This is a genomic window from Kitasatospora sp. NPDC127060, from assembly GCF_042724935.1.
In the GTDB taxonomy this organism is placed as follows: domain Bacteria; phylum Actinomycetota; class Actinomycetes; order Streptomycetales; family Streptomycetaceae; genus Kitasatospora.
The window spans coordinates 1-12,363 of sequence record NZ_JBHXEG010000087.1 but is presented as its reverse complement, the minus strand read 5'-3'; the positions used below and the strand labels follow the sequence as shown (position 1 = coordinate 12,363).

The 12,363-nt window shown below is 74.6% G+C and carries 17 protein-coding genes and 1 pseudogene; 5 read left to right on the top strand and 13 right to left on the bottom strand.

The annotated features are described in order from the left end of the window. Positions 1–171 precede the first annotated feature (171 nt). A complete protein-coding gene (locus ACFWIS_RS33740; protein ID WP_380458563.1) occupies positions 172–1,215 on the top strand; it encodes a MerR family transcriptional regulator in 1,044 nt (347 codons plus the stop codon). 18 nt (positions 1,216–1,233) lie between these two features. Here the strand turns inward: ACFWIS_RS33740 and ACFWIS_RS33735 are convergent, their stop codons facing one another. From ACFWIS_RS33735 to ACFWIS_RS33685, 11 genes and pseudogenes are all read right to left on the bottom strand, one after another. Then, on the bottom strand, positions 1,234–1,686 hold the full coding sequence (locus tag ACFWIS_RS33735) for a hypothetical protein (protein ID WP_380458561.1): 453 nt from the start codon (positions 1,684–1,686) through the stop codon (positions 1,234–1,236). Between the two features lie 30 nt (positions 1,687–1,716). After that, a complete protein-coding gene (locus tag ACFWIS_RS33730; protein ID WP_380458559.1) occupies positions 1,717–2,691 on the bottom strand; it encodes a ChbG/HpnK family deacetylase in 975 nt (324 codons plus the stop codon). Positions 2,692–2,759: 68 nt separating this feature from the next. Then, on the bottom strand, positions 2,760–3,098 hold the full coding sequence (locus ACFWIS_RS33725; protein WP_380458557.1) for a sulfurtransferase TusA family protein: 339 nt from the start codon (positions 3,096–3,098) through the stop codon (positions 2,760–2,762). Continuing rightward, positions 3,095–3,793: a class I SAM-dependent methyltransferase gene (locus tag ACFWIS_RS33720; protein WP_380458556.1), complete on the bottom strand. Its 699-nt coding sequence runs from the start codon at positions 3,791–3,793 to the stop codon at positions 3,095–3,097. Before ACFWIS_RS33720 ends, ACFWIS_RS33725 begins: the two co-directional genes overlap by 4 nt. A 165-nt stretch (positions 3,794–3,958) precedes the next feature. Beyond that, the gene (locus tag ACFWIS_RS33715) at positions 3,959–4,504 is read right to left on the bottom strand and encodes a MarR family winged helix-turn-helix transcriptional regulator (RefSeq protein ID WP_380458554.1); all 546 of its coding nucleotides are present in this window, start codon (positions 4,502–4,504) and stop codon (positions 3,959–3,961) included. Between the two features lie 72 nt (positions 4,505–4,576). Beyond that, positions 4,577–4,930 (bottom strand): DUF6204 family protein, encoded by a 354-nt coding sequence (locus ACFWIS_RS33710; protein WP_380458600.1) that lies wholly within the window; start codon positions 4,928–4,930, stop codon positions 4,577–4,579. A 192-nt stretch (positions 4,931–5,122) separates the two neighbouring features. Beyond that, positions 5,123–5,425, bottom strand: a pseudogene (locus ACFWIS_RS33705) (alpha/beta fold hydrolase); the annotation flags it as partial. Positions 5,426–5,472: 47 nt separating this feature from the next. Then, on the bottom strand, positions 5,473–6,162 hold the full coding sequence (locus ACFWIS_RS33700) for an alpha/beta hydrolase (RefSeq protein WP_380458552.1): 690 nt from the start codon (positions 6,160–6,162) through the stop codon (positions 5,473–5,475). A 67-nt stretch (positions 6,163–6,229) separates the two neighbouring features. Beyond that, positions 6,230–6,559 carry a hypothetical protein gene (locus ACFWIS_RS33695; RefSeq protein ID WP_380458551.1) on the bottom strand — a complete coding sequence of 110 codons (330 nt, stop codon included), beginning with the start codon at positions 6,557–6,559 and terminating at the stop codon, positions 6,230–6,232. Between the two features lie 202 nt (positions 6,560–6,761). Further along, a complete protein-coding gene (locus ACFWIS_RS33690) occupies positions 6,762–8,294 on the bottom strand; it encodes a serine/threonine-protein kinase (protein WP_380458549.1) in 1,533 nt (510 codons plus the stop codon). A 73-nt stretch (positions 8,295–8,367) separates the two neighbouring features. Next, on the bottom strand, positions 8,368–8,685 hold the full coding sequence (locus ACFWIS_RS33685; RefSeq protein WP_380458547.1) for an ArsR/SmtB family transcription factor: 318 nt from the start codon (positions 8,683–8,685) through the stop codon (positions 8,368–8,370). 149 nt (positions 8,686–8,834) lie between these two features. Here ACFWIS_RS33685 and ACFWIS_RS33680 point away from each other — a divergent pair, with 149 nt between their 5' ends. From ACFWIS_RS33680 to ACFWIS_RS33665, 4 genes are all read left to right on the top strand, one after another. Then, positions 8,835–9,209, top strand: coding sequence for a VOC family protein (locus ACFWIS_RS33680; RefSeq protein WP_380458545.1), 375 nt, complete (start codon positions 8,835–8,837; stop codon positions 9,207–9,209). Between the two features lie 214 nt (positions 9,210–9,423). Beyond that, complete coding sequence (locus ACFWIS_RS33675) at positions 9,424–10,923, top strand: PQQ-binding-like beta-propeller repeat protein (protein ID WP_380458543.1); 1,500 nt, start codon at positions 9,424–9,426, stop codon at positions 10,921–10,923. 310 nt (positions 10,924–11,233) lie between these two features. Further along, entirely contained in the window at positions 11,234–11,440 is a 207-nt protein-coding gene (locus ACFWIS_RS33670) for a cold-shock protein (RefSeq protein WP_380458541.1), read from the top strand. A 76-nt stretch (positions 11,441–11,516) separates the two neighbouring features. Then, positions 11,517–11,741 (top strand): hypothetical protein, encoded by a 225-nt coding sequence (locus tag ACFWIS_RS33665; protein WP_380458539.1) that lies wholly within the window; start codon positions 11,517–11,519, stop codon positions 11,739–11,741. Positions 11,742–11,808: 67 nt separating this feature from the next. Here ACFWIS_RS33665 and ACFWIS_RS33660 read toward each other — a convergent pair whose 3' ends face one another. Both ACFWIS_RS33660 and ACFWIS_RS33655 read right to left on the bottom strand, forming a co-directional pair. Continuing rightward, on the bottom strand, positions 11,809–12,042 hold the full coding sequence (locus ACFWIS_RS33660) for a DUF397 domain-containing protein (RefSeq protein ID WP_380458537.1): 234 nt from the start codon (positions 12,040–12,042) through the stop codon (positions 11,809–11,811). Further along, on the bottom strand, positions 12,039–12,363 hold a 325-nt coding region (locus tag ACFWIS_RS33655; RefSeq protein WP_380524179.1), incomplete at its 5' end, for a Scr1 family TA system antitoxin-like transcriptional regulator. The genes ACFWIS_RS33655 and ACFWIS_RS33660, both read right to left, overlap by 4 nt.

Sequence of the window (12,363 nt, the reverse complement as noted above, 5' to 3'; positions counted from 1 at the left end):
GGGGGGCCCCCACTTCCCGGGCCGGCCCGGGTTGTCCGGGGGGGGGGGGGGGGGCCCCGCGTGGGGGGGGGCCCCCCCCGCGGGGCCGGGTTGGGGCCGGCCCGGGCGGGGGGCCCCCGGCCCGGTCGGCGGCTTGCACCTCCCGTAGGGGGAGGCGGCAGGGTGGTGGGCATGAACGGCGATGCGCTCCCCTCGTTCCTCACCATCGGTGAGCTGGCCCGACGGACCGGGCTGACGGTGAAGACCGTCCGGTTCTACTCGGACCAGGGGATCGTGCCGCCGGCCGACCGCAACCCGGCCGGCCACCGGCGGTACGGCGCGGACGCCGTCGCCCGCCTGGATCTGGTGCGTACCCTGCGGGAACTCGGGCTCGGGCTGCCGGAGGTCCGGCAGGTGCTGGGGCGGGAGCGTGCGCTGGCCGAGGTCGCTGCGGCGCACGCTGCGGCACTGGAGGCGCGGATCCGGGTGCTGCGGCTGCGGCAGGCGGTGCTGCGGGCGGTGGCCGTGCGCGGGGCGACCGCAGAGGAGTTGACGCTCGTGCACCAGTTGGCGCAGTTGACGGAGGGTGAACGGGGGCGCCTGGTCGGGGAGTTCCTGGCCGAGGTGTTCGGGTCGGGGGGTTCCGGGCTTTCGGGGGGTTCGGGGGGTTCGGGTGTGGCGGAGGTGCGGGGTGGGCGGTTCGGCGGGGTCGCGCGGTCGTTGACGCCGGAGCTGCCGGAGGATCCGTCGGCCGAACAGGTCGAGGCCTGGGTGGAGTTGGCGCAGCTGGCCGGGGACGCCGGGTTCCGGGCACTGATGCGTGGGCTGGCGGAGGGCGAGGCCGCGGAGGGCGGCGAGGGGTCCGTGCCCCGGCCCGGACTGGCGGTGCTGGTACGGGAGTTGGCCGGTCCGCTGGTGGCGGCGGGGGTGGCGCCGGAGTCGGGGTCGGAGCCGGAGCCGGTGTCGGGTTCGGTGTCGGGTTCGGTGTCGGGTTCGGGTTCGGGGGAGGCGGCGCGGGTGGTCACCGTGCTGCTGGAGCGGTACGCGGGGCTGGTGGGTGCGGCGGGGGCGCCGGACCCGCTGCGGGCCCGGCTGGTGGAGCGGCTCACGGCGATGGCGGACCCCCGGCGGGAGCGGTACATGGAGCTGCTGGCGGTGGTCAACGGGTGGGCGGCGCCCGAGAGTTCGGCGGCGGTGCTGGACTGGGCGGCGCGGGCGGTGCGGTCCGCCGGCTGAGCGGGCGGGCCGTCACAGTCACCGGCGCGGCGGGCCTGGGCAGTTGGTGAGGAAGGCGTGGGCCTGGGCGCGGAGGTGGTCGACCGGCGGGTCCTCGCAGATCACCTCCATGCCCAGGGCGGTGCTGTGGCTCAGGTGGTGGTACGACTGGTAGGCGAGGTAGGGGCGGTGGTCGTCCAGGGGGTCCAGCCCTACCGTGAGGGTCGCGTAGAGGTCGTGCTGCTTCCCGGTGCCCGTGTCGGTGACGTCCGTGCGGGAGAGCTGCCACTCGAACTCGTACGGCTCGGGTTCGGCGGGCAGGTCGAGCAGGGCCTGGGCGAACCGGCGGACCTCGTCCGGGTCGGCGAACGGGAGCGACTCCGACCAGAACGGTGCGGCCGCCAACAGCTCCCAGTCGGTGCCGTTGTGGCGGATCGCCAGCTCCCATTCGCCGCGCTGGTCCAGCCATCGGCAACTGAGGATCGGATCCATGGTGGTCAACCTCCCTGTGGTGCCGGACCGTTACGTTTTCTCCTCATCGTGGCACACCTGGGCGGGCGAGGGCCCCCACGGCGTGACCGGTCCTCCGGCGGCTTGCCAGGCTTCCTGCAGCGGACGGTAGTCGAGCACGGTGATGCCGTGGTCGGTGAGCAGCCGTCGGGCCTCGGGGGAGACCAGGAACTCGTAGTCGGAGCGGCGCACGCGCCAGCCGTCGTCGGCCTGGTCGCGGTGCGGGGGGACGTGGCGGTGGGGGCCGGTGGCGAGGCTCGGGTGGACGGCCCACTCGGTCAGGCCCGGCGGGAGGGCGGCGAGCAGTCGGGCGTAGTGGGCGGGCTTGTCGTCCAGGGGGACGGCGAAGCTGTCGAGGAAGCCGTGGTCGACCACCGGCAGGCCGCGCTCGCGCAGCCGGGCCAGCGCGGGCGGCAGCCAGACCCGTACCGCCAGGCCGTACTCGGCGCCGAGGGCGAGGGTGAGGTCGAGGACGTCGTCACGGCCGCCGTCGGCCAGGCAGTGGAAGTCCAGGTGGGTCGGACTGAGGCTGAGGCCGGTCGCCTCGACCGCGTCGATCTGGGCGCGGAACTCGCGCTCCACGTGGTCGAGTCGGGCCCCGGCGGCGAGTGCGGCGCGGCCGGCCGGGGTGGGGGCGTACAGCTCGCCGTCCGGGGCGAGCAGGGAGGACACCTGGTCGCGGGCGGCCAGCGGGCCCCAGCGCAGGTGCGGCGCCTCGCAGACCAGGGTGAGATGGATGCCGAAGGGGATCTCCGGGTGGCGGCGCAGGAGTCGGAGCGCGTGCGGGGCGGCGTGGCAGGGCGTCATCAGGCTGCAGGAGGCCGCGATGCCCTGCTGGACGGCCTCGATGACGGCGAGGTTGACGGACTCGTCCAGGCCGAGGTCGTCGCAGTTGAGGAGCAGGAGGCGGGCGTCGGGCGGGTGGCCGAGGAGCTGGTTGGCGCGCGGGGCGTCCGGGGCGGGGGCTGTGCGGGCTGTGGTGGGCACGGGTGCAGTCTCACCCGGGGGGAGGGGTGGACGCGCGGGGATTTCCGCTCGGACGGGGCCTCGCGCGCCTAGTCGGCGGTGGTGGGGTGCCAGGGGCGGTCGGGGCGGGTCTGGACGGGGGCCGAGGTGAGGCGCAGGGCGTAGACCTCGTGGTCCGGGGCGGGGGACGGGACCGGGCCGAGGTACTCGTGACCGGTCAGGTGGCACCAGGCGGGCAGGTCGAGCGGGGCGGCGGGGTCGGTGGTCTGGATGTGGACCACGGCGCCGGCCGGGAGGTGGGCGATCTGCGCGCGCAGGCGGAGCAGGAGCTGGACGCAGAGCAGGCCGGTGCCGTCGACGGTGAGGTCGGCTGTGCCGCTGACTTCGGTGGCGGCGTTGGTGGTGGTGGCGGCGTCGGGGGTGGTCATCGGGGGGTCTCCTGGGTGATGCGCCAGAGGCGGCGGGGCAGTTCGCCCTCCTCGAAGGGGTGGACCTCGGTGAGGTGCCAGCCCTCGGCGAGCCGGTCCACCAGCTCGCGGGGGAAGAAGTGGACGGCGAAGCCGCCGTGCTCCCAGATGTCGTCCCCGTGGCCGGTGCCGGCGCCGAAGTGGGCGTCGCCGGTGTGGCGGACGGTGTAGACGAAGGTGCCGCCCGGGCGCAGGACCCGGCGGACCTCGGCGACCAGCGCCGTGACCTCCTCGGTGCCGAGCGCCATGCAGAGCAGCATGTGGGCGAACACCGCGTCGACGGAGGCGTCCGGGAGGGGCAGCGGGTCGCGGACGTCGTGCACGGCGGTGCGGACCCGCTCGGCCAGGCCCTGCTCGGCGGCGGCGGTGCGCAGCTGCTCCAGGCCGGTCGGGCTGAAGTCGGTGGCCAGCACGGTGAATCCGGTACGGGCGAAGTGGAGGGCGTCGCGGCCGTGGCCGGCGCCGAGTTCGAGCACCTGGTGGGCGCCGGCGGCGGCGAAGGTCCGGGCGGCGTACTCGGCGGGGGCGGACGGCTGCTCGCCGTACATCCCGGGGTGGGCGTGGTACGTCCGCTGCCAGTGCGCGCGTTGGGCCTCGGCGAGGGCGGGCTCCCGGTCGGGTGACGGGTGGGGCGTCGGGTCGGGAGTGCGGGTCATGGTGGTGCCCTTCGCGGGGGTTGCGCCGTGGTGCGGGTGGTGCGGGCCGTTCGGATGGGGCGGGTGGTAGGGGTGGTTCGGGTGGTTCCGGTTCAGCCTAGGGCGTGGGGTGGCCGGGTGGCCGGCTGGGTGGGGGTCCGGCCTCGGCCTCGGCCTCGGGCTTGGTCACGGCCTCGGGATGTGCCGGTGCTCGGGGGCGGTGCCGCCGAGGCGGGTGAGCAGGGTGGACAGCTGGGTGAGGTCACCGCTGCTCCACTGGGCGGGGGCGAAGTGCTCGGCGGCGACCTGTCGGGCGGTGTGCAGCATCTCGGCGAGCCGTTCGCGGCCGGTCGGGGTGAGGGCGGCGTAGGCGACCCGGGCGTCGCGGGCGGCGGCCTCGCGGGCCACCAGACCGATCCGCTCCAGCGGGGCGAGACCGCGGGTGACGCCGGAGGCGGTCAGGCCGAGGGCCTCGGCGAGGTCGACCCGGCGCATCCGTCCACCGGGGGCCTGGGCGAGGTGCAGCAGCAGGGTGAAGTCGGACAGGCTCACGCCGTGCAGGCCGCTGAGGCTCGCGTCGAAGCGCTTGACCACGGCGGCCTGGGCGCGGACCAGGCGCAGGGCGGTGTCGAGCGGGTCGGGGCGGGGGGCTGGGGCTGGGGCTGCGTCGGGGTTGAGGGTCGTGCCGGCGCCGAGGGCGGCGTCGGGATCTGGGTTCGTCGGGCTTGTCATTGCCACCTCCTTGACTACTCAAGTATAGCCATGGGCGGAGCCGTCAAGGAGGTGGCGGGGGAGGGGGGTCGGTCAGCCGGCGTTGGCGGCGCGGCGCTGCCGCTTGCCGAGGGGCGCCTGGGAGAGGTCCTCGGCCTGGGAGCGGAGGTTCTTGTAGCCGTAGCCGCGGCCGGTCAGCCAGGACCGCGCTGCCTGCTCGGCCCGCTCGGTGGCCTCCAGGATGTCCTCCTCGGCCTCGCCCTCGTCCAGGAAGCGGAAGGTGAAGGCGGCCCGTGCGGCGAGGTCGTAGCTGAGGTGGCCCTCGCGGGTGAAGGCGGCGTGCAGGACGTCGTGCTCGGGTGCGGCGGCGAGGAGTTCGGCGCGTTGCTCGTCGCTGAGGGCGTCGAAGACGCCGCGCACCATGATGCGGAAGGTTCGGGTGGTCATGCCCCGACGATAGGCAGGAGGGGTGGCGGATCGCCACTGCGATTCTGCGGCTGGGGTCGGCTGGGGTCGGCTGGGGTCGGCGGGGTCGGCGGGGCCGGCAGGGCCGGCGGGGCCGGCGGGGCCGGCGGGGCCGGCGGGGCGGGGTGGTCGGGTCAGGGACGACTCGTGGGCACGGGCGGGGGCCTGGCGTTGGTCGAGGCTCGTGGTGGGGGCCGGTCGTGGTGGGGCCCGGGCGACCAGGACGAGCCCGGTCAGGCCCGCCGGCCGTCGAGCGGCGGCGAGTTGGCACACCTTCCCGCCCATGGAGTGGCCGACCAGGACGAACTGCTCCAGGCGTAGCCGGCGGGTGACGGTCAGGAGGTCCTCAGCGAGCTGCTCCAGCGGGCACTCCTGTTGGCAAGTGGAGCAGGGCGTCTGGGAGTTGGCGCCGGCCGGGGTCGAGCACCTGGAGCGTGAGCATGCCGTGGCGGTGGCCCGGGGCGAGGCCTCGTCCAGGGCGTTGCTCGGGCACCTGCCGGCGGCGCTGCCGCTCCGGGCTCCGGCTACGCGCGGGCCGGCAGCCGGGTGCAGACCGTCCCGGTCGCCAGCGAGGCGCCCTCGGCGCCCACCGTCGCCAGCGTGAAGTCCGTGGTCAGCGCGTTGATGTCGGCGCTCTGCCGGACCAGGTAATGGCTGCCCCCGGGCACCTCGTAGCGCGCGAGCTCTGGCACCACCTGCCGGGCGCGCAGCGCGTACTCCAGGGACTGGGCGGCGTTGGCCGCGCTGCGGTCGGCAGTGCCGTGCACGATCAGCACCCGTCGTCCGGCGAGCTGGTCGACCCGGTCGCCGGTGGGCAGCCAGGGGGCGATCCCGGCCACCCCGGCCACGCTCGGGTGCCCCGCGCACCAGAACGCCGCCCGCCCGCCGAGCGAGTTGCCGATCAGCACCACCGGTGCGCCCGGGTAGCGGCGGGCGAGCTCGTCGAGCGCCCACCGGGTGTCGACCGCGGTGTCGGCGTCGGCGCCGTTCCAGCCGCTGTAGCGGTAGCGCAGCAGGTGCACCGCGAGGCCGTGCGGGCGGCCGCGGCCGTTGAGTTCGGTGGCGAGCCCCTGGAGGCCCAGTTCGGCGATCCGCAGCGGTCCGCGCCGGCTGCGGATGAACCCGCCGGGCAGCAGCAGGGCGACGCCGGAGACCGGGCCGTCGCCCTCCCACGGGGTGAGCTGTGCGGTGCGCGGGCGCTGGGCTCGGAACACGCCGGTCCTTCCAGGGGAGCTGTGGGGACTGTCGGGCCACGGCGGCGCCGGGCCGGACACACGGATTCTACGGTTCCGGCGGCGGGTCACGGTGCGTCAGGAGGGCCCACAGCACCCAGCCGGTGACGCGGGTGCGGGTGACCAGCACCTTCGCCCAGCGGGCGCCGAGCGGGGAGGTCCAGGTGTCCACGACCTCGACCCGGTCGCCGGACCGGGCCAGCCCGGTCACGGTGTCGCCGCCGAAGTGGTCGATCCGGACGTTGGCGGCGTTCGCGGACACCTCCCACCACCCGGCCCCGACCGCGGGCGTCCGCTGTTCGCCGGGGGTGACGGCCGCCGGTACCAGCAGGATGGCGAGGGAGAGCACCGCCGCCGTGGCCCGGCCGATCACCGCCACGACGGCCTCGGGGCCGTGCCGTGTCCGGGGCGTGCGGAAGCTGTGGAGAGCGCGGGGGTCATGTACAGCAGAACGAGCCGTCGGGGTGTGTGCGAACGGTCGGGGGTCGACGCTCACCCGGTCGGGCGAGCGCGGGAGGGTGGCGTCACGACGGGCCAAGCTTGCTACCATGCCAACTGCTCACGCACCACGGCGAGTTGGCCTACCGGCGGCGCCCCTGCTCGTCCTCCGGGCCCTGGGCGTTCCGCTGGCCCGCCCGGGCGCGGCCCGAGAGCAGCTCCTGCACGCTCGGGAGCTTCCGCCGCTGCGCGGGCGGCTCGATCGACTGCGACCGGGGCGGCTCGACCGACTGCGACCGGGGTTCCGGCGTCGGGCCGAGACCGGCCTTGGCGACCGCGTCGGCGAGGAAGTCCGAGGCCTGTCGGCGGGCGTTGTCCACGCTGCGCCGCAACTGCTCCGCGTCGCTGCGCAGTTTCTCGGCCTGGCGGCTCAGCAGGTCGTTGCGCTGCTCGGTCTCGCTGAGCTGCCTGAGGCTGGCGGCGGCCCGGGCGGCGGACTCGCGTTCGAGCTGTTCGCCGCGGGCCCGGGCGTCCGCGATGATCTGCTGTGCCGCGGACTCGGTGAGGGTCCGCATGTCGTTCACGTCCTGCTCGGCCTGGCGGCGGAGGAGCGCCGTCTCGGCCTCGAACTGCTTCCGGAGCAGGGTGACCTCCTCGCGGGCCCGGGCGAGCAGCGTGTCGGCCTCCTCGCGGCGGGCCAGGACGTACGGGTCCCGTTCGGCGGCGGCGTGGGCGGCGAGGGCGTCGAGGACGGTGGGCCGCTGGACGCGCGCCCCGGCGGCCCCGGGCAGCGCGGTTCCACCGGCCCCGACGGCCCCGGCGTTCCCGGCTCCCCAGACGGCCCCGACGGCTCCGGCGATCCGGAGCAGCCGTTCGGCGACCTCGTCGGCGTCGGCCGGGCGGCGGGCCGGGTCCTTGGCGAGCAGGTCCAGGACGAGGGCGTCGAGCTCCGGCGGCACGGGTGGCCGGAGGTCCCCGGGGGCGGCCGGCCGGGCCTCGGCGTGCTGGCGGATCAGCTCGTACAGGGTGCCGCGGAACGGCGTTCGACCGGTGAGGAGTTCGTACAGCAGGCAGCCGAAGGCGTAGAGGTCGGAACGGGCGTCCAGGTTGCGGTTCTCGAAGCGTTCGGGAGCCATGTAGGCGGGGGTGCCGACGATCACGTTGGTGCTGGTGACGCCGTCGTCGGCGTGGCCGGTGCGGGCGATGCCGAAGTCGACCACCTTGACCGCGCCGCTGGACTGGATCATCACGTTGGCCGGCTTGACGTCCCGGTGGACGACCCCGGCCCGGTGCGCGGTGGCCAGGGCCCGGGCGATCTGCTCCGCCCAGGCCAGCGAGCGCTTCAACTCCGGTACACCGTCGGCCAGGTGGCGGCTGAGCGGGGCGCCGTCGAGCAGCTCCATGACCAGGAAGAACAGCGGGCGGTCGGCGGTCCGGTGCTGCCCGAAGTCGTGCACGGTGACGATCGAGGGGTGGCTGAGCGCGCCGGCCGTGGCCACCTCGCGGGCGAACCGGGCCGCGTCCTTGGGGGATCCGCTGCCGCCGGGGAGCATCACCTTGACGGCGACGAGGCGTTGGATGCGTGCGTCACGGGCCTTCCAGACCGCGCCGAAGGCGCCCTCGCCGATCTGCTCGACCAGTTCGTACCGACCGTCGAGTACCTCGCCCGGCTGCATCCCCCGCCCCTTCCCGCGATCCGGTGCCCGTGCTCGGGCCCGTTTCAACCTACCCCGGGGGGCGGGCGGTTGGTCACCCGCTGCGGTCGGCGGCCAGCTCCGCCAGGACGGCGCCGAGCAGGCCCGGGAGGCGGGTGTCGAGCTCGGTCCGGCGGAGGGTGACCAGGCGGGTCTTGCCGCTGGTGCGGACGGCGACCACGCCGGCTTCGCGGAGCAGCCGCCAGTGGTTGGAGAGGGTCGAGCGCGGGACGGTCATCCCCTCGGGGCTGCAGGTGGTCTCGCCGTCCTCGGCGAGGCGGCGGACGAGCTCCAGGCGGACCGGGTCGCCGAGGGCGTGCAGGACGGTGGCGAGGTCGAAGTCGTCGGGGTGGGGCTGGGGCAGAGTCCGCATCGGATTCCTCGGGTGGGCTGCGGCCGGCTCTGGTGGCGGGCCCGGTGCGCTGTCTAGTATGACGCTTCGACAGTTCGGGAAAGTCGAATTGTTCAGGGGCCGGCCCCGGGCCGCCGAGGGCGGGGCCGTGCGGAGAGGGAGGTCGGAGGATGAAGGTGCTGGCGACGCTGGCCCGGGTGTACGTGGACGATCTGGACGAGGCGCTGCCCACCCTGCGCGAAATCACCGGCGAGCGCGAGGGGTTGCGCTTCCCGCACGCCGGGGTGGAGGTCGCGCGGATCGGCGGCCTGCTGGTCGTCGCGGGGACGGAGGAGGCGCGGGCGCCGTTCCGCCGGGTGCAGAGCACCCTGCTGGTCGACGACCTGGACGGCCTCGGGGAACTGCTGCGGAGCCGGGGCGGGGAACTGCTGGACGGCCCCAACGAGGTGCCGACCGGGCGCAACGCCACCGCCCGGCACCCCGGCGGGGCGGTCTTCGAGTACGTCGAGTTCGTGCCGGACCGGCCGGTGTTCGCGACGGGCTGACGCCCCGGGGCGTCAGCCCGCCGGCCCTCCGACGCGGTGCCCGGGCACCCGGGCCGGGGCGGGGAATCGTCCCGATCGCGCTGGTGTGACCTCCCATGTGCAGGGGCGGGAGGGGTTTTTCCTGCTCTTTGTTCAGGATCTTGCTCTGCTCTGCGACGATCCGATGATCGCCGCCCGATTGTGGTGGGCGGCGCTTCGCAGGGGAGAAACCGGCATGGCCGAGCGGCCCGAGGACAGCGGCGTCCGGCTGAGGATGAGGTGGCGCGCCAGGATCGCCAGGGACGGGGAGACCTGGATGGTGGTCTCCGGCGGAGCCCTCGGGGCCATGTTCGCGAGCCTCGGCCTGGCGGTGCTGTTCGGCCCGGCGAACGGGTTCGGCGGCGACAGCCTCGGGGTGATGGGTGCCCTCAGCATCCTCGGGATGCTGCCCTGCGGCGCGGGCTTCGTCTGGGCGCTGATCCACCCCCGGCGCGGGCTCCCCGCGGCGGCCGTCGGCGCCCTGGTCGGGCTGGGGATCTTCCTCTGCTTCGCCGGGGACGGCCTCAACGACTCCTGGAAGGCGGCGCCGGACCAGCCGTCCACGGTTCGCGCGGTCGGCAGCTGGACCAGCGGTGACCTGGTGGTGCGGGTCCGCCCGGACGAGGTGGTGGCCTACCGCAGCGGGGGCGGGGCGGTCGCCTGGCGCTGGGCGCCGCCCGGCGAGGACACGGTGTGCACGATGAGCCGGGGGATCGGCGCGGGCGGCATCGGCCTGCTCGGGCACTCCCCGCACGGCAAGCCCTGCGCGACGGTGACGTCGCTGGACCTCACGGACGGCAAGCAGGGCTGGACCGCCACCGTGGCCGCGCCCGCCCGGGACGGCGACAGCGCGGACTCCGACCTCGTCGCGGTCGCGGGCGCCCAGGCGGTGCTGCAGGGCACCGACGGCTGGCGCGCCGTCCGGCTGACCGACGGCCGGGAGCTGTGGCGCAGCGCGCCCGACGCCGGGTGCACGCCGATCGAGGTCGCGGGCGGGGACCAGGACGTGGTGACGGCCGCGGATTGCGCCGACGGGACGGGGGTCGTGCGCACCCTGGCGCCCGGGGACGGGCAGGGGCGGACGCGGGCTTCCGTGCCGGCCGAGGGCGGACTCAAGAACCTCATGGTGGTCTCCGTCGACCCGCTCGCGGTCTGGGTCGACGCCCAGGCCGAGCGTGGCACCCACGCGGTGCTCAGCTTCGACCGGGCGGGCCGCCAGCGCGCCGCCATACCGGTCTCCGGCGACGAGTACGACCTGGACGTGATGCTGGGCGGCGTCCACGCCTTCGACGAGTTCAGCGCCCGGCCGCTGTACGGCGGTGTGGTCGTCGGCGACCTCTTCATCGTCCCCGGGGAGAAGCCCGGCGACGTCAGCATCAGCGGCGGCCCGCACCCGAGCCGCACCGCCACCGGGCGGCTGATCGCGTACTCCCTCGCGGACGGCACCAAGCGGTGGACGACGGGCCTGGACGACCAGGTGACGGGCGTGCTGGTCGACGGGGCGTCGGTGTGGGCGATGACCCGTGACAAGCTGACCCGGATCGACGCGGCGACCGGCCGGCGCAGCCGCGAGCTGGACGTCAACGACACCGCCTCGCTCTACCCGGTGGCCCTCTCGGCGGCGGGCCGGGAGGAGTTCACGGTGGTCGCCGAGGACGGCACCAGGGACGAGCCGCCGGTCCGCGGCATCAGCTGAGGGAGCGGCCCGGCCCATTGGTGAACGGGCCGGGCCGGGAGCGCAGTTGGTCGTACGGAACCCCGGCGGGGCCTGGGCTCCGTGTCGCGCGGGCCCGGGGACGGCCGGGGTGTGCGGAAGGAACCGCGTGCCCGGGGGCGTGACCGGCCTCCTCGTCCTCCGCAGGACAGGCTTGCGCACCGGCTCTACGGTTGAACCGGGTAGCCGCTCTTTGCCGAACGAGTGTCCACGTCGGTTCTTGTCGGCGAGTCTTCCGGCACCGGCTTCGTCCGACCCGGCGAAGCGCAACCTCGTTCTCCCAGGAGGGGTCATGGCTACTGGGACAGTCAAGTGGTTCAACGCCGAAAAGGGCTTCGGGTTCATCGAGCAGGACGGCGGTGGTCCGGACGTGTTCGTGCACTACTCGAACATCGACAGCTCGGGCTTCCGCGAACTGGTGGAAGGCCAGAAGGTCGAGTTCGACGTCGTCCAGGGCCAGAAGGGACCGCAGGCCGAACGCGTCCGCATCGCAGGGTGACGGTCGGCCCGGGCCCGCCCTGGGGCCGGAGCCAGGCGCGCCCGGGCCCGCCCGGGCCGACACGCGGGAGGACATGATGAGCGTTCGGCACACCCTGAACATCATGGACTGGCACGAGGACGGCTCCTCCACCTGGCTGCGCTGGGCCGTCAGCGCGGACCAGATGAGGATGGTCCGGGAGCTCCTCGACCGGGCGCCGGACGCCGAGGGCGTCGTGACCCCGGAACAGGCGGACCAGGCACGCACGGCCACTGACCGGTGGCTGACCTGCGCGGACCAGGACTGGTCGCCCCCCGGGTGACGTCTCGCGGAAGTCCCGGTCGGCAGCGGCCCGGCCCGTTGGTGAACGGGCCGGGCCGGGGGCGTGGTCAGGCGGTGAAGCGGGGGTCGCGGGCTTCGATGGCCTGGGTGAAGGCGGTCCACTCGCTGTGGTTGAAGGCGAGGTGGGGGCGGTCGGGGTTCTTGTCGTCGCCGAGCCAGACGTCGCCGTTGTCGAAGCGGGCGATGATCACGCAGTTGCCGTTGGAGTCGCCGGAGAAGGGGGACTTGACCCACTCGGCGTCAGCGGGATCGTGGGAGTAGGGGTCGTGCTTGCTGATCACGTCAACTCTTCCAACTTGTGCTCAAGTGCGGTGATGGTGTCCTCCGGCGACAGCGAGTGTCGTTTGAGCCGAGCGAAGGCGCGTTCGGCTCGTCGCACATCGCGTCCCGACTTACGCGGGAGCATACCTCCGGCGGCTTCGATGAAGACGAAGCTCTCTTCACCGGAGAAGTGCATCAGTGTGAGGCCGGAAGAGAGCATTGCTTGGCGACCTGCGCTCAGCGGGACCATGCGCAGGGTTACGTTCGACTGCTGTGCCACCTCTATGACATGACGGATCTGACCAGCCAGAATGTCGCGATCGCCGCCGACCAGAAGAGCG